The organism is Pseudomonas sp. LS44, from assembly GCF_024730785.1.
Lineage (GTDB): Bacteria > Pseudomonadota > Gammaproteobacteria > Pseudomonadales > Pseudomonadaceae > Aquipseudomonas.
This window is the reverse complement of sequence record NZ_CP102830.1, coordinates 1,454,661-1,473,861: the sequence shown is the minus strand read 5'-3', so window position 1 is coordinate 1,473,861 and position 19,201 is coordinate 1,454,661. Positions and strand designations below refer to the sequence as shown.

Annotated in this window: 14 protein-coding genes and 5 tRNA genes; 5 read left to right on the top strand and 14 right to left on the bottom strand. The window is 58.9% G+C overall.

Annotated features, from left to right (window positions below; translation table 11 throughout):
* Position 1: 1 nt before the first annotated feature.
* From edd to NVV93_RS06620, 8 genes are all read right to left on the bottom strand, one after another.
* A complete protein-coding gene (gene edd, locus NVV93_RS06655) occupies positions 2–1,819 on the bottom strand; it encodes a phosphogluconate dehydratase (protein WP_258254304.1) in 1,818 nt (605 codons plus the stop codon).
* A 47-nt stretch (positions 1,820–1,866) separates the two neighbouring features.
* Positions 1,867–2,550 carry a 6-phosphogluconolactonase gene (gene pgl, locus NVV93_RS06650; protein WP_258253648.1) on the bottom strand — a complete coding sequence of 228 codons (684 nt, stop codon included), beginning with the start codon at positions 2,548–2,550 and terminating at the stop codon, positions 1,867–1,869.
* Between the two features lie 155 nt (positions 2,551–2,705).
* A tRNA-Glu gene (locus NVV93_RS06645) sits at positions 2,706–2,781 on the bottom strand.
* Positions 2,782–2,829: 48 nt separating this feature from the next.
* Positions 2,830–2,905, bottom strand: a tRNA-Ala gene (locus tag NVV93_RS06640).
* Between the two features lie 50 nt (positions 2,906–2,955).
* Positions 2,956–3,031 (bottom strand) — tRNA-Glu (locus NVV93_RS06635).
* Positions 3,032–3,080: 49 nt separating this feature from the next.
* Positions 3,081–3,156 (bottom strand) — tRNA-Ala (locus NVV93_RS06630).
* A gap of 159 nt (positions 3,157–3,315) precedes the next feature.
* Positions 3,316–4,797, bottom strand: a complete 1,482-nt coding sequence (gene gltX, locus NVV93_RS06625; protein WP_258253647.1) for a glutamate--tRNA ligase — start codon at positions 4,795–4,797, stop codon at positions 3,316–3,318.
* A gap of 57 nt (positions 4,798–4,854) precedes the next feature.
* Positions 4,855–5,775, bottom strand: a complete 921-nt coding sequence (locus tag NVV93_RS06620) for a LysR family transcriptional regulator (RefSeq protein ID WP_258253646.1) — start codon at positions 5,773–5,775, stop codon at positions 4,855–4,857.
* A gap of 105 nt (positions 5,776–5,880) precedes the next feature.
* On the opposite strand from NVV93_RS06620, the gene NVV93_RS06615 reads away from it, so the two are divergent.
* Genes NVV93_RS06615 through NVV93_RS06605 form a run of 3 tightly spaced genes read left to right on the top strand, consistent with a single transcriptional unit; the run spans position 5,881 to position 9,416 of the window.
* The gene (locus NVV93_RS06615; protein ID WP_258253645.1) at positions 5,881–6,927 is read left to right on the top strand and encodes an HlyD family secretion protein; all 1,047 of its coding nucleotides are present in this window, start codon (positions 5,881–5,883) and stop codon (positions 6,925–6,927) included.
* Positions 6,928–6,976: 49 nt separating this feature from the next.
* The gene (locus NVV93_RS06610) at positions 6,977–8,470 is read left to right on the top strand and encodes an MDR family MFS transporter (protein WP_258254303.1); all 1,494 of its coding nucleotides are present in this window, start codon (positions 6,977–6,979) and stop codon (positions 8,468–8,470) included.
* A gap of 46 nt (positions 8,471–8,516) precedes the next feature.
* Complete coding sequence (locus NVV93_RS06605; protein WP_258253644.1) at positions 8,517–9,416, top strand: EamA family transporter; 900 nt, start codon at positions 8,517–8,519, stop codon at positions 9,414–9,416.
* Between the two features lie 13 nt (positions 9,417–9,429).
* Here NVV93_RS06605 and uvrB read toward each other — a convergent pair whose 3' ends face one another.
* Entirely contained in the window at positions 9,430–11,445 is a 2,016-nt protein-coding gene (gene uvrB, locus NVV93_RS06600) for an excinuclease ABC subunit UvrB (RefSeq protein WP_258253643.1), read from the bottom strand.
* A 182-nt stretch (positions 11,446–11,627) separates the two neighbouring features.
* On the opposite strand from uvrB, the gene NVV93_RS06595 reads away from it, so the two are divergent.
* Complete coding sequence (locus tag NVV93_RS06595) at positions 11,628–12,824, top strand: amino acid aminotransferase (protein ID WP_258253642.1); 1,197 nt, start codon at positions 11,628–11,630, stop codon at positions 12,822–12,824.
* Between the two features lie 67 nt (positions 12,825–12,891).
* Positions 12,892–12,967: transfer RNA gene (locus NVV93_RS06590), tRNA-Asn, on the top strand.
* Positions 12,968–13,065: 98 nt separating this feature from the next.
* Here the strand turns inward: NVV93_RS06590 and NVV93_RS06585 are convergent.
* From NVV93_RS06585 to NVV93_RS06565, 5 genes are all read right to left on the bottom strand, one after another.
* Positions 13,066–13,410: a helix-hairpin-helix domain-containing protein gene (locus tag NVV93_RS06585; RefSeq protein ID WP_258253641.1), complete on the bottom strand. Its 345-nt coding sequence runs from the start codon at positions 13,408–13,410 to the stop codon at positions 13,066–13,068.
* Positions 13,411–13,486: 76 nt separating this feature from the next.
* Positions 13,487–15,505 (bottom strand): nucleoside-diphosphate sugar epimerase/dehydratase, encoded by a 2,019-nt coding sequence (locus NVV93_RS06580; protein ID WP_258254302.1) that lies wholly within the window; start codon positions 15,503–15,505, stop codon positions 13,487–13,489.
* 218 nt (positions 15,506–15,723) lie between these two features.
* Complete coding sequence (locus NVV93_RS06575) at positions 15,724–16,734, bottom strand: glycosyltransferase family 4 protein (protein WP_258254301.1); 1,011 nt, start codon at positions 16,732–16,734, stop codon at positions 15,724–15,726.
* Positions 16,735–16,976: 242 nt separating this feature from the next.
* Positions 16,977–17,942 (bottom strand): SDR family oxidoreductase, encoded by a 966-nt coding sequence (locus NVV93_RS06570; protein ID WP_258253640.1) that lies wholly within the window; start codon positions 17,940–17,942, stop codon positions 16,977–16,979.
* Complete coding sequence (locus NVV93_RS06565; RefSeq protein ID WP_258253639.1) at positions 17,942–19,195, bottom strand: glycosyltransferase family 4 protein; 1,254 nt, start codon at positions 19,193–19,195, stop codon at positions 17,942–17,944. The genes NVV93_RS06570 and NVV93_RS06565 overlap by 1 nt, the downstream gene beginning before the upstream one ends.
* Positions 19,196–19,201: the final 6 nt, after the last annotated feature.

Sequence of the window (19,201 nt, the reverse complement as noted above, 5' to 3'; positions counted from 1 at the left end):
TTCACTCCACGCTATCCCACAACAACGCCGTAGCGCCCTGATCGGCCGGACCGACCAGACGGCGCTGCGCCGCAAACAATTCCAACCCATAGCCGGCGGCCAGTTCGGTATTTGCCACGACCGCTTGGCGAGCCTGCAATTGGCTGTCGTCGATATCCACCCGCAGCACGCCCAGTCGCGCATCGAGTTCGATCCAGTCGCCATCGTGTAATTTCGCCAGGGCGCCGCCACTGGCGGCCTCCGGGGTCAGATGCAAAGCACCGGGAACCAGCCCAGAGGCCCCGGACAAGCGCCCATCGGTAACCAGCGCCACCTGTTGCCCGGCCTGCTGCAGATTGGCCAGCAGCGGCATCAGCTTGTGCAGCTCGGGCATACCGTTGGCCCGCGGTCCCTGGAAGCGCACCACCAGGACCAGATCACCAGTCAGCTCGCCAGCGGCATAGGCCTCCTGCACCGCCGCTTCGCTCTCGAAAACGCGCGCCGGGGCATGCACTCGCCAATGTTCGGGATCGACCGCCGAGGTCTTGAGCATCGCCCGACCGAGATTGCCCTGCAGAAGCACGAAGCCTCCGTCGGCGACGAAGGCGTCGTCAAGGCGGCGAACAATCTCTGGCGCCGAGCTTTGCTTAGGCAACTCGCGCCACGCCAATTGGCCAGCATCCAGCCAGGGTTCGCGGGCGTAATTTTGTAGATCATCTCCGGCAGCGGTTGGTACTTGTGCATGCATCAAGCCGGCAGCGAGCAATTCTCGGAAGATCCAGGCAGGCCCGCCGGCCGCTTGGAATTGGTTCACATCGGCCGCGCCATTGGGGTAAACCCGCGCCAGCAGTGGCACGACTTTCGACAGCGCGGCAAAGTCTTCCCAGGTTAATTCGTAGCCGGCGGCGCGGGCGATGGCCGGCAGGTGCAGGCCATGATTCGTCGAGCCGCCACTGGCCAATAGAGCGACCACGGCATTCACCAGCACCCGCGCATCGATCTGCTTGCCAAGTGGCAGATAGCGCTCGCCCTGGCGGCTGTTGCGCGCCACCAATCGGGCGGCTTCGTCGGTCATCGCCTCGCGCAGCGGCGTATGCGGATGCACGAAGGCGCTACCCGGGACATGCACACCCATGGCCTCCATCAGCAGCTGATTGGTATTGGCGGTGCCGTAGAAGGTGCAGGTACCCGTCTCGTGATAGGCGGCCTGCTCGGCGGCGAGCAATTCATCGCGGGTCGCCTCGCCACGCACGAAGCGCTGGCGGATCGCGGCTTTTTCCTTGTTGGCCAACCCGGAATGCATCGGCCCGGCAGGCACGAAAACCGCAGGCAGATGGCCGAACTGCAGGGCGCCGATCAACAGCCCGGGGACGATTTTGTCGCACACGCCCAGATATAGGCCGCCATCGAAAACCGCGTGGGTCATGCCAATGGCCGTGGCCTGGGCGATCAGATCGCGGGAAAACAGCGACAGCTGCATACCCGCCTCGCCCTGGGTAATGCCATCGCACATGGCCGGCACACCGGCAGCGAACTGCGAGGTGGCACCAAACTTGGCCAACGCGGTCTTGAGCTGTTCGGGATAGTCCTTGAGCGGCGCATGAGCGGAGAGCAGGTCGTTGTAACTGGAGACGATGGCGATGTGGGGGGAACCGCCCTGCTTCATGATCAGCCGAGCGTCCTCGGACTGCGCCGCCAGCGTGTGCGCCAGATTGGAGCAACCCAGCTTGCGTCGCGGATCGCGCTCGGCGGCGATCTGCAAGCGTTCCAGATAACGTCCGCGCCGGGCCGCGGAGCGTTGCTCCAGGGCGGCGGTGACTTGTTCAATGACAACGTTCAGCATGGCGACTTCCGAATTACGAGCGAGCTGTTAGGTCAGTGTACCGCTCACGGCGCCCAATAAATTCTCAATGGCTGACGGCTCTGCCAGACCAGCGCATGCAGCGGCCAGGCACGGCTATGCGCCTGATCAGCCAGCACTGCTTCCAGCAACTCGCGTTTACCGGCGCCAAACGCGAGCAAGCCCAGCCAGCGGCTTGCGCACAGCATGCTCAAGTTAAGTGACAGACGTTGCTGTGGCGAGGCAGGCGCCAAGCCAAGCAGTGCGCCCGACGGCGCCTCGAGATCCAGGGCCGCGGCCAATTCCGGCCGGCCGGGAAACAGCGAGGCGAAGTGTGCATCGTCGCCCATGCCCAGCAATCCCGCATCGAAGGGTTGCCACTCGACCAGATGCTCTGCCCAAGTGCTGGCCGCCGCCTCGGGCGTAGCTGCCTGGCGCGGATCGAGACAATTCGCCTGGGGCAGACCATTGGCCAGGAGCCGCCAGTTGCTGTGCGGATCATCCGCCGCCACCCAGCGCTCGTCGGTCGGACTGACGTCCACTCGGTCCCATTCCAACGCTTGCTCGCGCAACCTAGGCAACAGGGCTTGCGGACTGGTCCCGCCCGGCAATAACAGACTGGCGCGCGGACGCACCGCCAGGCCCTGGCGCAACTGCGTACTCAGATCAGCAGCCAGCTGCATAGCGCAGTCATCACGGTGGGTAAACCAGAATAATTGTGCGGGACTCATGGGCTAGATCGTCGAAATTCAAACGACCCCATGATGCGCCATCACCGTGCACTACCCAAGCAATGCCAGGTTATGGAGGAAAACAAAAGACAGAAAAAACAAAAGGGCCATTCCGTAAAGAATGACCCTTCCAAAGTCCTGCAGAGCAGGAAAAATGGCGTCCCCTAGGGGACTCGAACCCCTGTTACCGCCGTGAAAGGGCGGTGTCCTAGGCCACTAGACGAAGGGGACGAAACCTTCGATGAATAAGGCCAGCACGTGGCTGGCCTTATTAGTGATTGGTGGAGCTAGACGGGATCGAACCGTCGACCTCTTGCATGCCATGCAAGCGCTCTCCCAGCTGAGCTATAGCCCCGGATTTATCGTCTCTCGACTCGTAACGCCGAAACGTTACTGCTGGAATAATGGCGTCCCCTAGGGGACTCGAACCCCTGTTACCGCCGTGAAAGGGCGGTGTCCTAGGCCACTAGACGAAGGGGACGCAAACCCTTCTACAAAATCAGCCAGCCTTACGACTGACCGTGGCAATTTGGTGGAGCTAGACGGGATCGAACCGTCGACCTCTTGCATGCCATGCAAGCGCTCTCCCAGCTGAGCTATAGCCCCGTCTCAAGGACGGGGCGCATATTAGGTTGGCACCTGCAGGCTGTCAACAGAATTTTTCCGCACCGCCTAAAAAAATTCACCGCAAGAACAACCACTTACCCCAATCCAGAGGCAGTACCAACAGCGATCAGCCGACTAACAACCGATCAACGACATACCTCAGGGAATGGCAGCGAAGAGCTTTTCCCATTCCTTACCTTCTTTCTTCGATACTCCGCCCAGCACTTCGATGGCCTGGCGCAAACGGAATCGGGTGAGATCGGGACCGAGGATTTCCATGGCGTCCAGCACCGATACCGAGCTGGCCTGGCCGGTGATTGCGACAAACATCAGCGGCATGGCATCGCGCAGCTTCAACTCAAGATGCTCGACCACCGCCTGAATGCAGCCAGTGATCTGCTCTTTGTCCCATTGGCGCAAAGCTTCCAGCCTCCACAAAATCAGTTGGATGACCTGGCGCACTTGCTCAGCCGAGAGCTTCTTGTGCTCGAACAACTTGGCATCCAGCGGCACGCCGCCGGAGAAGAAGAAGCCCGCCAGCGGCGCAACCTGGCTCAAGGTTTCCACCCGGCCCTGTACGTGCGGCGCAATTTTCATCAGGTAGTCGGGGTTCAACGCCCACTTCTGCATTTCGGCGGCGAAGGTTTCGACGCTCAGCTCACGCAGCCATTGGCCGTTGAGCCAGGAAAGCTTCTCCAGATCGAAAATCGGCCCACCCAGGGAAACCCGTTGGATATCGAAATTTTCGACCATCTCGGCCAGGGTGAACTTCTCGCGCTCATCCGGCATCGACCAGCCCATGCGCCCGAGATAATTGAGCATCGCCTGCGGCAAAAAGCCCATACGCTCGTAGAAGGTGATCGAGGTCGGATTCTTGCGTTTGGATAACTTGCTCTTGTCCGGATTGCGCAGCAGCGGCATATAGCAGAGCTGCGGCTGTTCCCAGCCGAAATATTCGTAGAGCTTGATCAATTTGGGTGCCGAGGGCAGCCACTCCTCACCACGCAGCACATGGGTGATACCCATCAGATGATCGTCGACGACGTTGGCCAGGAAATACGTCGGCAGGCCATCGGCCTTCATCAGCACCTGCATGTCCATGCGGTCCCAAGGAATTTCCACCGTGCCACGCAGCATGTCCGGGACTTCGCAAATACCTTCGCTCGGCACTTTCATGCGAATTACATAAGGCTCACCGGCGCTCAAGCGGCGCTGTACTTCATCAGCCGATAGCGTCAGACCGCGCCCATCATACCGTGGGGTCTCGCCGCGAGCGGTTTGCTCGGCGCGCATCTGATCGAGCTCGGCGGGCGTCGCGAAGCAATAGAACGCGTGGCCTTTTTGCAGCAGCTCATCCGCATATTTGCGGTAAATCTCGCCACGTTCGCTCTGCCGGTACGGACCATGTGGACCGCCAACGTCCGGGCCTTCGTCCCATTCGATACCCAGCCAGCGCAACGCATCGTAGATCTGCTGTTCCGATTCGCGAGTCGAGCGCACCTGGTCGGTGTCCTCGATACGCAGAATGAATTGGCCACCGTGCTGGCGCGCAAAACACAGGTTGAACAGGGCGATATAAGCGGTGCCGACATGCGGGTCGCCGGTTGGCGATGGCGCGATACGGGTACGAACGGTGGTCATCGGAAGAGATCTCGGATCAGCGGATCAAAGTGAAAAGCGCCAGGCACGGGCCTGGCGTCAAAGGCCCAATGTTAGCAGGCGGGCGGTTGCCGGCTCCAGCAACTCGCCTTCATCGCGGGGCAAGTGGTGCATCAGGAAATCGAGGAAAGTCTTCACTTTCATCGCCTGGAAACGGCGCGACGGATAAACCGCATGAACTTCGCCAACCGGCAAACGCGCCTGTGGCAGCAACTCGATGAGTTCGCCACGACGCACGGCGTACTCGCTGATCATCAGCGGCAGCCCCGCAATCCCAGCGCCGGCCAACACCGCCTCGCGAGCGAAAGTAATGTTGTTGCACGACATCACCCGCTGGCACACCACACTCTCACCGATCAGCGGCCAGTAGCGCGGCGCGTCTGAGGGCAACAGAATGGCGCGGTGATCGGCGAGCTGCTCGATGCTTTCCGGCACGCCGTGAGCAGCCAGGTAGGCAGGACTCGCGCAGAGCCGCCGGCGGCTTTCGAACAGCTTGCGGGCAATCAGCGTGGAATCTTGCGGAGGCCCCACCAAAATGGCGATATCGACGCCTTCTTCTACCGGGTCGACAGGTCGCGAGGTCAGTTCGACTTCGGCGCGTATTTCCGGATATTGACGCATAAATGCGCCGAGAACCTTACCCAGAAACAGCTGCCCGAACTCAATTGGTGCGCTAATTCGCAGCAGGCCAGACGGCTCACGCTGAAGCTGCATGACCGCATGCTCGGCCTCGGCAAAATCGAGCATGATCTGCCGGCAGCGCTCGTAGTAGGCCTGGCCCACTTCGGTCAATCGCAATTTTCGGGTCGTGCGATTGATCAAACGTACGCCGAGACGCTCTTCCAGCAGCGCGATCCGCCGACTGACCGTCGACTTCTGCATGCCCAACCCTTGAGCGGCCAGCGTGAAGCTGTGGCACTCGACAACCCGGGTGAAGATCAGCGCATCATCCAATCCCATTATTGTTCCCCATAAGCAACAAGCTTTCTGAAGTGTAACGGCTACATAGCGGGAGGGAACACTGTTAGATTTGCTTACAGTTTTGCCCTTCTTTCGAGCCTTCGCATGCCTGCCAAACTCCAGCGCCGCCTGTTTGTCTTCCTCGCCTTAGTCAGCCTTGTCACTCTTGGATTCTTTTTGCATTGGTGGCTGATTGGCCGCTTCGTCGAAAGCACCGACAACGCCTACGTACAGGGCGAAATCACCCGCCTGTCCAGCCAGCTCGGCGCACGGATCGATAAGGTGTTGGTACAGGACAACCAGCATGTGGAGAAAGGTGACCTGCTGGTAGTGCTCGAAGCGGGCGACTTCAACCTTGCCCTTGAACGTGCGCGCGCCACGCTGGCCACGCGCGAGGCAGAGTTGGTCCAGGCACACAGCAAATTGACGCAACAGGCCAGTACGATTACCGCCAGCCGCGCCGATGTCGCCGCGAGCCAGGCAACCCTGGGACGCACGCAGATCGATCTATCGCGCGCGCAAACCCTGCGTAAACCCGGCTACGTCTCGGAAGAGCGGGTTACCACCCTGACCGCCGATAGTCATGTCGCGCGCTCCCATGTCAGCAAGGCCGAAGCCGATCTGGCCGCACAACGCCAACAGGTCGATACGCTGCACGCGGAAATCAAGCGCCTCGAAGCCCAGATCGCCAGCGCGCGCGCGGAACTGGCGCAAGCCGAGTTGAATCTGACCCGCACGGAAATCCATGCACCGATCAGTGGCATGGTCGGCCAGCGGGCCGCACGCAACGGTCAATACGTGCAGGCCGGGGCGTACTTGCTGTCGCTGGTGCCGGACCAGGACATCTGGGTTCAAGCCAACTTCAAGGAAACCCAGATCGGCAAGATGCAGCCCGGGCAAAAGGCTGAGCTGGAGTTCGACGCCTATCCAGACACACCGATTGAAGGCCGCATCGAAAGCCTGTTCGCCGCCTCTGGCGCACAGTTCAGCTTGCTGCCGCCCGACAACGCCACCGGCAACTTCACTAAAGTCGTGCAGCGCATCCCAGTGAAGCTCACCTTCGCCGCCGACAATCCGCTACGCGGCAAGATCCGCCCGGGTATGTCGGTCAACGTGAAGGTCGAACTCAAGTCCGCCAACCATGGCAGCTGAAACGTTTCTCCGCCCCACCGGAGAGCCTACCCGGCGCGACTGGATCGCGGTGATGAGCATGATGCTGGGCGCCTTTATGGCGATTCTCGACATCCAGATCACCAACTCATCACTCAAGGATATCCAGGGCGCGCTGTCCGCGACCTTGGAAGAAGGCTCGTGGATTTCCACCTCGTATCTGGTCGCCGAGATCATCATGATCCCGATGGCCGCCTGGCTGGTGCAGCTACTTTCCGTGCGGCGTCTGGCGACTTGGGTGTCAGCCGCCTTCATCATTGCCTCGCTGCTGTGTTCAACCGCCTGGAACCTGGAAAGCATGATCGTGTTTCGCGCGCTGCAGGGTTTCACCGGCGGCGCGCTGATTCCGCTGGCCTTCACGCTGACGCTGATCAAACTGCCGGAACACCACCGCGCCAAAGGCATGGCGATGTTTGCCATGACCGCCACGTTTGCCCCATCCATTGGCCCAACCCTGGGCGGCTGGCTGACGGAGAACTGGGGCTGGGAGTACATCTTCTATATCAACGTGCCGCCCGGCCTGCTGCTGATTGCCGGTCTGCTCTACGGCCTGGAAAAGAAACCACCGCATTGGGAACTGCTGAAAAGCACCGACTACGCCGGCATCGTGACCCTAGGCGTGGGCCTCGGCTGCTTGCAGGTGTTTCTCGAGGAAGGCCACCGCAAGAACTGGCTGGAATCGATGCTGATCGTCAATCTTGGCAGCATCGCAGTGGTCAGCTTGATCTGCTTCGTGATCTTGCAGATTTCGCGACCCAATCCACTGATCAATCTGGGCATCCTGCGTAATCGCAATTTCGGTCTGTCGAGCATCGCCAGCGTGGGTTTGGGCATGGGTCTGTACGGCTCGATCTACCTGCTGCCGCTGTACCTCGCGCAGATCCAGAATTACAACGCCTTGCAGATCGGCGAAGTGATCATGTGGATGGGTGTGCCTCAGTTATTCATAATTCCGCTGATTCCCAAGTTGATGAAAGTGGTGCCACCCAAGTTCCTCTGCGCCCTGGGTTTCGGCTTATTTGGTCTGGCCAGTCTATTGTCGGGATCGCTCAATCTGGACTTTTCCGGACCGCAATTCGACTACCTCCAACTCATCCGCGCGCTTGGCCAACCGCTGGTGATGGTGACCATCTCGATGATCGCCACGGTTTATCTGCAGCCTGAAGATGCTGGCTCTGCCTCCAGCTTGTTCAATGTGCTGCGCAACCTCGGCGGCGCCGTGGGGATCGCCCTGCTCGCCACGCTGCTGGACAGTCGTGCCAAGGTGTATTTCGACTATCTGCGCGAAGCGGTGGTGCCAAGCAACCCGCAGGTCGGCGAGCGTCTGGCGCTGCTCACCAACACCCTTGGCAGCGAAACCGCGGCGCTGGGCAAGCTCAGCGAAACCGTGCATCAGCAGGCGATGATCATGGCCTACAATGACGCCTTCCATGCGGTCGGTATCATGTTGTGCATCAGCATGCTGGCCATCCTGTTGACCCGTGCGCTGCCGCCAGGCATGCACGACAGCCCCGCCGCACATTAATCATTTATCTGCCGGTTCCCGCCGGCAGATTCGCTCCAGGTTTCCCATGTCCGCCACTGCCGCCCGCACCCGTTCGCTGCTGATCATCGGTGCTTTTATCGTCATTTATATCGGCTGGGGCACGACCTACCTGGCCAACCATTTCCTGCTCCGCGAGCTCCCGCCTTTCGTCATCGCCACCCTGCGCTTCGCGCTCGCCGGCAGTTTGGCCCTGGCTTGGGCCCTCGCGAGTGGCAGCGCCAAGTTGCAACGCAGTGATTGGGGTAGTGCGCTCATCGGCAGCTTGCTGCTGATCAGCATCGGCCAAGGCGCCTTGCTGTATGCCAACCAATACCTGCCGACCGGATTATTGGCGATGCTGTACACCACCCTGCCGCTCTGGAGCGTGGCCCTGGAATGGTTACTCGGTGACCGGCCACCGCTCTGGGTGCTCTGCGGCCTGGCGCTCGCCTGCGCCGGCATTGTGCTGCTGATGAACAAGGGACTCGACAGCGCCGCCACCGGTCAACAATGGTTGGCCGGCGGACTGGTGGTGATTGCCACGTTGCTGTGGGCCATTGGCGCCTGGTGGATGAGTCGCCGCCCACCGTTTGCATCCCGCTCGCTGGGCTTGAGTCTACAAATGCTGATTGGCGCGGTCTTACTCGGACTGTTTGGCCTTTATCACGGCGACTGGCAGAGCGCCGACGTGCCCGGCCTGTCGCGCTCGGGATGGCTATGGCTGGCCTACCTGGTGCTGCCGGTCAGCCTTGGCGTCTATCCGGCGTACTTCTGGCTGCTGCGCGAGGTTCGACCGAGCCTGGTGTCGACCTTTGCCTTCGTAAACCCATTGATCGCGCTATTGCTCGGCTATCTGCTGCTGGATGAGACGCTGAGTCTGACCGCCCTGCTCACCTGCGTGGCGACTCTGGCGGGAGTCACCCTGATCATTTTCGGCAGACGCTAAGCACCGCGAACGGCTAAACCTCCAGCAGGCGCTGGCGGAGCTTTTGAATTTCATCGCGCATTTGCGCTGCCGCTTCAAACTCGAGATCGCGCGCCAGTTGCAGCATTTTTTCCTCTAGCTGGCGGATGCGCTTGGTGATTTCGCTCGGTGAGCGCAGCTCGGCTTCGTAGCGGGCATTTTCCTCCGCGACCTTGGCCATGCCCTTGCGCTTGCTACTCCGCGAACCCGGCACATGGGCGCCCTCGAGGATATCCTGGACATCCTTTTTCACCCCCTTCGGAACAATGCCGTGGGCGGTGTTGAAATCGACCTGTTTCTGCCGCCGGCGCTCAGTTTCGCCAATCGCCCGCTCCATTGAGCCAGTCATCCGGTCGGCGTAGAGAATCGCCCGGCCCCTGAGATTACGGGCCGCGCGGCCGATGGTCTGAATCAGCGAACGCTCGGAGCGCAGAAAGCCCTCCTTGTCGGCGTCCAGAATCGCCACCAGCGACACTTCGGGCATATCCAAGCCCTCGCGCAGCAGGTTGATACCGACCAGCACATCGAAAGCACCGATGCGCAGGTCGCGGATAATTTCGACTCGCTCGACGGTATCGATGTCCGAATGCAGATAACGCACCCGCACACCGTGGTCGCCGAGATAATCGGTCAGGTCTTCGGCCATGCGTTTGGTCAGGGTGGTGACCAGCACGCGCTCTTCGAGCGCCACACACTTGTGGATCTCCGACAACAAGTCATCGACCTGGGTGCTGGCCGGGCGAATCTCAACTTGGGGATCGACCAACCCGGTGGGCCGCACCAGTTGTTCGATGACCCGGCCCGCGTGATCGGCTTCGTAGGGCCCGGGCGTCGCGGAGACGAAGATGGTTTGCGGACTGATCGCCTCCCATTCGTCAAAACGCAGTGGCCGGTTATCCAATGCCGAGGGCAAGCGGAAACCATATTCGACCAGGGTTTCCTTGCGCGATCGGTCACCTTTGAACATCGCCCCAACCTGCGGAACGCTGACGTGCGACTCGTCGATTACCAGCAGCGAGTTGGCCGGCAAGTAATCGTAAAGGGTCGGCGGGGCCTCGCCGGAACCCCGCCCGGAGAGGTAGCGCGAGTAGTTTTCGATGCCGTTGCAGTAGCCCAGCTCGAGGATCATCTCCAGATCGAAACGAGTGCGTTGCTCCAGGCGTTGCGCCTCGACCAACTTGTTGTTGGCGCGTAGATATTCCAGACGCTGGACCAACTCGACCTTGATGTGTTCCACCGCATCGAGCAACGTTTGCCGCGGAGTGACGTAGTGGCTCTTGGGATACAGGGTGTAGCGCGGCAGTTTGCGGATGACTTCTCCGGTCAGCGGATCGAAGGCGGAAATACTCTCAATCTCGTCATCGAACAGCTCGATGCGAATCGCTTCAAGATCGGATTCCGCCGGGAAAACATCGATCACATCGCCCCGCACTCGGAAGGTCGCGCGCGCAAAATCCATGTCGTTACGGCTGTATTGCAGATCCGCCAAGCGGCGCAGTAAGGCGCGCTGATCCATTTTGTCGCCGCGATCAAGGTGCAGCACCATTTTCAGATACGACTTGGGATCACCTAGACCGTAAATGCACGACACGGTCGTAACGATGATCGAGTCTGGCCGCTCCAGCAGCGCCTTGGTCGCGGACAGGCGCATTTGCTCGATATGATCGTTGATCGAGGCGTCCTTCTCGATAAAGGTATCGGAGGACGGCACATAAGCTTCGGGCTGGTAGTAGTCGTAATAAGAAACGAAGTACTCGACCGCATTATTTGGAAAGAAGCTTTTGAATTCGCCATACAGCTGCGCGGCTAGCGTCTTGTTCGGCGCCAGCACCAGGGTCGGCCGCTGTACCTGGGCAATCACGTTGGCGATGCTGAAGGTTTTCCCTGAGCCGGTCACGCCAAGTAGGGTCTGGTGCGATAACCCAGCGACCAGCCCCTCCACCATTTGTCGGATCGCCTCTGGCTGGTCGCCGGCCGGCTCAAAACGGGTCACAAGTTGAAACTGGGACATGACTACCTCGACATACGGCTGTGACGCGACACCGCAGACTACGTCAAACCGGTGAAAATGGTGCTCGCATATCGCCGCACCAAGCCCTGACCGCTATACTACCGGCCGTTCGCGCAACCCCCTAGCACCACTGTCCGGCGGGTTGCTAAGCCTTCCACTTCTCTTCTTCGAGCTCCCGCCCCATGAGTTTGTTCTCTGCCGTCGAAATGGCTCCGCGCGACCCCATCCTCGGTCTCAATGAAGCGTTTAACGCCGATACCCGCACTACCAAAGTCAATCTAGGCGTCGGCGTCTATTACAATGAAGAAGGTCGAATTCCGCTGTTGCGCGCGGTAGCCGAAGCGGAGAAAGCCCGCCTCGCAGCCCACGCGCCGCGCGGCTATCTGCCCATCGAAGGCATTACCGCCTACGATCAGGCGGTACAGAAGCTGCTGTTTGGCGCCGAATCCGCACTGATCCGCGAAGGTCGTGTGATTACCGCCCAGGCCCTGGGTGGCACTGGCGCACTGAAAGTCGGCGCAGACTTCCTCAAGCGCCTGTTGCCAGATGCCGTAGTCGCCATTAGCGATCCGAGCTGGGAAAACCACCGCGCCTTGTTCGAGTCGGCTGGCTTTCCGGTACAGAACTATCGCTACTACGATGCCGCGACTCATGGCGTAAACCGCGCTGGCCTGCTGGAAGACATTAAAGCTCTGCCCGCGCGCTCAATCGTGGTGTTGCACGCCTGCTGTCACAACCCGACGGGCGTCGACCTGCAACTGGATGACTGGAAGGCGATCCTTGAGGTGTTGCGTGAGCGCGAGCATGTCCCTTTCCTCGATATCGCCTATCAGGGCTTTGGCGATGGCATTGAGCAGGACGCCGAAGCGGTCCGTCTATTCGCTGACTCTGGGTTGAGCTTCTTCGTCTCGAGCTCGTTCTCCAAGTCCTTCTCGCTGTATGGCGAACGAGTTGGCGCGCTATCCATCGTCACCGGCTCAAAGGCAGAAACCAATAACGTGCTGTCCCAGGTCAAGCGGGTCATCCGCACCAACTACTCCAATCCGCCAACCCATGGCGCGACCGTAGTCGCCTCCGTGCTCAACAGCCCGGAACTGCGCGCCATGTGGGAAGCCGAATTGGGTGAGATGCGCGACCGTATCCGCAGCATGCGCCTGGCGATGGTCGAGCAACTGGCAGCCCAGGGAACCAAGCGGGATTTCAGTTTTGTCGCGCGCCAGCGCGGGATGTTTTCCTATTCCGGATTGACCCCCGCACAGGTTGAGCAGCTGAAGAATGAATTCGGAATTTACGCTGTTAGCACTGGCCGTATCTGCGTTGCCGCACTGAATACGAACAACCTCAGCGCCGTGACAAACGCCATCATTCAAGTGCTCTAAACGCGACGAGGGGAAGTCGACCCAAGCTTGACTTCCCCTTTTTAATCAGTAGGATACGCACCATTGTTCCGCGATAGCTCAGTCGGTAGAGCAAATGACTGTTAATCATTGGGTCCCTGGTTCGAGTCCAGGTCGCGGAGCCAAATAAGAACCCCAGCCAACGGCTGGGGTTTTGCTTTTATAGACATCCATAACGCAAAAGGCCGATCATCGACCGGCCTTCATTCATATCAACAAGTGCTTAGTTGATACTCAATTTCTCTCGATTCTTCTCCAATGTTGCCGCGCCAATACCCTTCACTTCCAGCAACTCATCTACCGACGCGAATGGCCCGTTAGCTTCCCGATACTCGATAATCGCCTTCGCCTTGACCGCACCAATACCAGTCAATCCACTCTGCAACGCATCCGCATCAGCGGTATTGAGATTCATTTTTCCGTCAATGGTAGTCGCGCCTTTAACCGGTTGGGTAGCAGTCACGACAGGCTTGCTAGCTGACGACTGAGATGATTCCGCAGCCACTGCGGCTACAGAGAGTGTTGCGAGAACGGCAAACAGGAGGGAAGAAACTCGTCCTTTAAGCATGTTGAAACTCCATTTAATAAGGGATGCGCGGTATTTCCTTCTCCGCGCGACCAACTTAGCCTCAATCCCTTTCTTATCAAAGCTCCGAGTTATTGAACTTTGAACCGCGTTGCAGATGAATCCAGTCGACAATCTCCCCATCCGGCGAATAACCACTCACCGTACTGCGCAAAAGCTCGCGAACCTGCATGTAATCATCAACTTCGATGGCCTTCAGCAAAGCATCCAATACCGACTTCAAAGTGTCCCAAGGAAGATGTTCCTCGTTAGCGCTCATAATCATTGGGTGTTCAGTGCCGATTACATTGTCGCCAATCAGTAACTCTTCATAGAGCTTCTCGCCGGGACGCAATCCGCTGAATTCGATAGCGATATCCCCGTGAGGATTCTTCTCCGAACGCACACTGAGGCCGGAAAGATGGATCATCTTTTCCGCCAGTTCGAGAATCTTCACCGGTTGGGCCATATCCAACACGAACACATCGCCGCCCTGCCCCATCGAGCCGGCTTGAATCACCAGCTGAGCGGCCTCGGGAATGGTCATGAAGTAACGGGTGATATTCGGATGCGTGACCGTCACCGGCCCGCCGCGACGAATTTGTGCATAGAACCGCGGGATCACTGACCCCGAGGAGCCCAGCACATTCCCGAAACGCACCATGGTGAAACGGGTCTTGTTGACCTGATGGACGGCATCCTTGTCTGCAAACAAAACCGGAGCCGATTCCCGGCTCAATGCCTGCAAAACCATTTCAGCCAGGCGCTTGGTGCTACCCATCACGTTGGTCGGCCGCACCGCTTTGTCGGTGGAAATCAGCACGAAATGCTTAACGCCTGCCCTCACAGCAGCCTGAGCGGTGTACAACGACCCCATGACGTTGTTCAGCACCCCCTCGGCAATGTTGTGCTCCACCATCGGTACATGCTTGTAGGCGGCCGCATGGTAGACAGTGTCCACCTGCCAGGTCCGCATAATGTCCAGCAGCCGCTCTGGATTGCGGATCGAGCCCAGGATTGGCACCAGCCGTAGCGGCAAGGACTCACGCTCGATCCTTTGCTCAAGCTCGGTATGGATGCTGTACAGATTGAACTCGCTGTGCTCGAACAGCAGCAGCGTTGTGGGTTCACTCGCCATGATCTGGCGGCACAACTCAGAACCGATCGAGCCTCCAGCGCCAGTCACCATAACGGTCTGACCACGAATGCAACGCTCGAATAACTCCTGTTGCGGCGGAACCGCATCACGCCCGAGCAAGTCGGTGATATCCACTTCCTGGATGTCATCGACCTTCACCCGCCCACTGGCCAGATCCATAAAGCCCGGCACACTGCGCACATGCAGTGGGAACTGTTCAAGGAGTGCTAACACCTCGCGTCGGCGCCCGCGGGAGGCTGAGGGAATTGCCAGCAATATCTCCTGCGCCCCCGTTTCCTCGATCATCTGTTGGATATGCTTGGGCTTGAACACCCGCATCCCGGCAATTACCCGATCGGCAATGCCGCTGTCATCATCTATGAAAGCCACCGGGCGCATCGCGCGGCCCATCCGCAAGGCCCCCACCAACTGGTTACCGGCAGCCCCAGCACCATAGATCGCCACCTTAGGCAAACCGTCATCACGGTTCATAAACGGCATCGGCTGGCTGACTGAAAACCAATCGCCCATAAAATACTGGCGCATTCCCAGACGTAACCCTCCGAGCATCACCACACTCAACCACCAGTAGTTGAACACCAGTGAGCGTGGCACAGCTACTGGTGCATCGCGGTGCCAATACACCGCCAGGGCGAGGAACAAGGCAGACAGCGTGACAGCCTTGGCGATAGCGAGCAGCGCATCGTTACCGAAGTAGCGCATCACCGCCCGGTACATACCGAACCTCACGAACAGCGGGATAGCGATCAGCGGCGCGGCCACAAACAGCCAGAGGTGCCCTCCCCACGGATGAATCAGATTGTCGGTGCCTAGGCGCACGACAAACGACAACCACAAAGCGACCCATACCAGCACCACATCCGCAGTCAGCTGCAAAAAGCGCTTGTAACGACGCGGCAGCCGCAACAGCCCTTCGCGCAACTTATTAGCAGTCCTCAACACTAGGGCGTCCTCGAAATCTTTAACAATCCAATAAGCGGATCTGCCGCAACGCAGTTAATTTTCAGCGCCACACCCACCCAACCACGCATGGAATCAACACTGGGTAAACGGTGTCCCCTGCAGGCATCCTACTCACTGTTAGCATTCGTAACACTCGGCAACGAACTCAACTGTCCCACTCTCGCCTGGAGAGGGACCCGGGGTGAGGGGAGGCTCTACTCCCGCGCCCCGGCCTTGAACCTTATCGCCAACCACACCAACGGCAGGTAAGCCAGCAGCAACCCCAAGGCGCCATCCACTCCACCGAGCCCGACCCACGCCGCAATTGGCAGCAGCCAGAGAAGGTTCAGCATCGCTACCGCCAGCGTTACCGGAAGGTGCTTACCAAACTGGCGTGATGCGTACTGGTAAGCATGGCTGCGGTGAGCCTCGTACACCTTATCGCCCCGCAGCAGCCTGCGAAACAGAGTCCAAGTCGCATCGACGATGAATACCCCCAGTAGAATCAACCAACTCCACAGCAACTGTGGCGCCACCCAGGCGGCTTGCAGCGAGAGCACGCCCAGCGCAATACCGAGAAAGCCACTCCCGGCATCCCCCATGAAGATACGCGCTGGCGGGAAGTTCCAGAACAGGAAGCCCGCCACCGCCACCGCCAGCGACAAGGGCGCTAGTACGGCAGCCCCCTCGCCTAGCAATAAATAGAGCAACGCGCCGCCCAAGCACACGCAGATAGCCTCGACACTGGCGATACCGTCGATGCCATCCATGAAGTTGTACAGATTGAGCAGCCAAACCAGATAAAACGCCGCCAGCGCATAACCCAGCCAGCCCAGCTCCAGGTCGAAGCCAAAGATCACCAGCGGTGGCAAACCACCCAACCAGCCCAGCGCCCAGCCAGCTCCGATGAAATGCGCCAACAGCCGCCAGCGCGCAGCGATATGCCCATGATCATCGAGAAATCCCACCACGGCAATCCAGGCCCCGGCCCCTAGCAACGCCCACATCACCGGCCATGCCAACACGCCGACTGACGCCAATGGAGGCAGCGCCGCCAGAAAGCTGAGCACAATGGCCACCCCCCCCCCGCGCGGCGTGGGCACCGAATGCGAACTGCGCCCACTGGGAATATCCATCAAGCTGCGCGCCAAGGCATAACGGCGCAAGACACCGGTCAGAAAAAGAGAAACGCCGGCCATAGCCGGCAGCAGCCACCAAATTGTCATCAACGATAAACTTCCTGAAACAGCCAAAACAAAAGCTCGCACCGAGGGCATCTGCCACCTTATAGGAGCCGCGCCCCGATACAGACCGCCGGCCCACGCCGGAAACGACAAAATCAGCCACCCCGACCAGCGCCGATGGCATCCCGAACAAACGAAGCCTTGAACTCAAGCGTTGGCGATTCGCCGCCGGCAATCAGGGTTCGGACTTCCGGGTTTGCATGGCCATGTTCTGCGGCGCCGCATCATCGCGTGTGATGATCAAAAAAATGCTTTGCCGTTTTGCGCAGAGCTGCATCAACGCTAACCGGCGGCGCCCAACCCAATAATTCACGTGTCTTGCTGATATCGACCTGTAGCGAGCCGCACAACCGCTGGGAAAGAGCTTTCTTCCCCAGCATCGCCGCCCCCGCTTCCAGCACCCAACTCGGCACCGGCAACAGACGGGCCGGCTTGCCCAAAGCGGCTCCCATTCTACGCAACAACTCGGTAGTCGAGAGATCCTCGCCATCGCTTACCAGAAAAGTCTGGTTCGCTGCGGCAGGGTGGTCGATACAGGTCACGATCAGATCAACCAGATTGTCCAAGGCAACCAGGCTGCGCCGGTTATGAATAGCCCCAAAAGGTAAAGGCACGCCCTTGTGCAGCCAACGCATCATGCTCAAGAAATTGGCTTTCACACCCGGCCCATACACCAGCGTCGGACGGATAATCACAACCTCCATCCCCGTTTCCGCAGCCAGCGCCCGCAACCCCTGCTCGGCCTCCGTCTTGGAGATGCCATAAGGGTCCGCCGGTGCCGATTGAGCATCAGCAATGTAGGGCGTACCAACTGGCGTGCCTTCGCCATTGACCTTGATCGAGCTGATGAAAATGAAACGACGTACGCCCGCCTCCGCGGCTTGGCGAGCAAGGTTCAATGTACCTTCGACGTTGACCTTGCGGAACTCCGTGAGAGGGTCAGCCGACTTGTCATTCATCACATGCACGCGGGCAGCACTGTGGATGACCACATCGGTACCTCGTAGAGCAGTGTTCCAATTGGTCGTACCATCAATTGCAGAAATCTGCGTAACTGAAGTTGCCTGCGGCAGACCCGTCAACGGACCGCGTATTGCCACAATCAACTGGCTTGCGCTGTTCGCTGATAGTCGATCGTGCACTGCGCGACCTACAAAGCCAGATACTCCTGTCAAAAGAGTCCTGTTCATTATTTTTCGTTCCTTCTCAGGCTGGCTCTCCGAAAAAGCATTTCGAGGCGATCGAAGAGATTCGCTTTGGAAAAATGTTCAAGGTAGAACTGCTTACCTGCACAGCCCATGGTCGCACGCTGCTCTGGCGTCAACGCCACCATCGAGCGCACGATACCCGCCAAGGCAGCAGCATCGCCTGAGCTACAGGCCATGCCAGCCCCGGACTCGCGAACAACCCGCGCAGCTTCGCCATCAATCATGGCAATCACTGGCTTACCGGAGGCCAGATAGGCTTGCACTTTTCCAGGTATGGTTTTCTCGAATACCTCGTTAGTCTTCAAGGAAACTAGCAAGGCATTGGCTGTCGCAAATAACGGAGGCATCCTCTCTAGAGGATGTCGCCCCAACAACAACACATTGGTCAGACCACGTGCAGCAACCTGCTCGTGCAACCAGGCACTGACCCTGCCATCCCCCACGATGGCCCAGCGCACTGGCAACTCAGCCTTTATCGTTTCTGCCGCCTCGAGAATTGCAGGAAAATCCTGAGCCTCGCCGAGATTACCGGCAAAGACGATGGTAAAGACCGAGTCATCACGTACGAGAACATCCGATGGACCTTCTATGTCCCCGGAAAAGTCATCCTCTGCCCAGCTGGGAAAATATACCAGACGCTCCGGCGCAATATTCTTCGTACAGTACTTCCTGACGTTGTCGCCAAAAGCTTTCGACTGTAGAAGCAGATAGTCAGTGCGGTTGTAGATACAGGAAACAAGTTTTCCGACAAGCGCCAGGAGTCTCTTGTTTTTGACAATTCCAACCGCGCTCAAGGTCTCCGGCCAGAGATCGAGGATCCATACGAATACGGGAGTCTTCTTCAGCCTGCCAATAACCAGGGCAGGGATAGCCGCCATTATCGGAGAAACCGCATAGACGAAAATCGAGTCGAACTCTTGTCGACGAAGTTTGTACGCCCCAAGTACCGAAGCACTGGTAAAGAAAGAAAGGTAGTTGAGCGCCAAAGTTATGCTGCGGCGGCCACGGGGCAGCATGGGGACACGCACAACCCGCGCGCCGGAATAGCTGGAAAACTGCTCAGGATCTTTCCGATAGGCAGCGAACACCTGACCTTCGGGATAGTTTGGAAGACCGGTGAGCACAGTAACTTCATGGCCCTTGGCAACAAAGCCTTCAACCATGTTGTTGATGCGCATGTTTTCAGGCCAGAAATACTGCGTCACGACCAGAATCTTCAATGGTTTGTCCGTCATACTGTG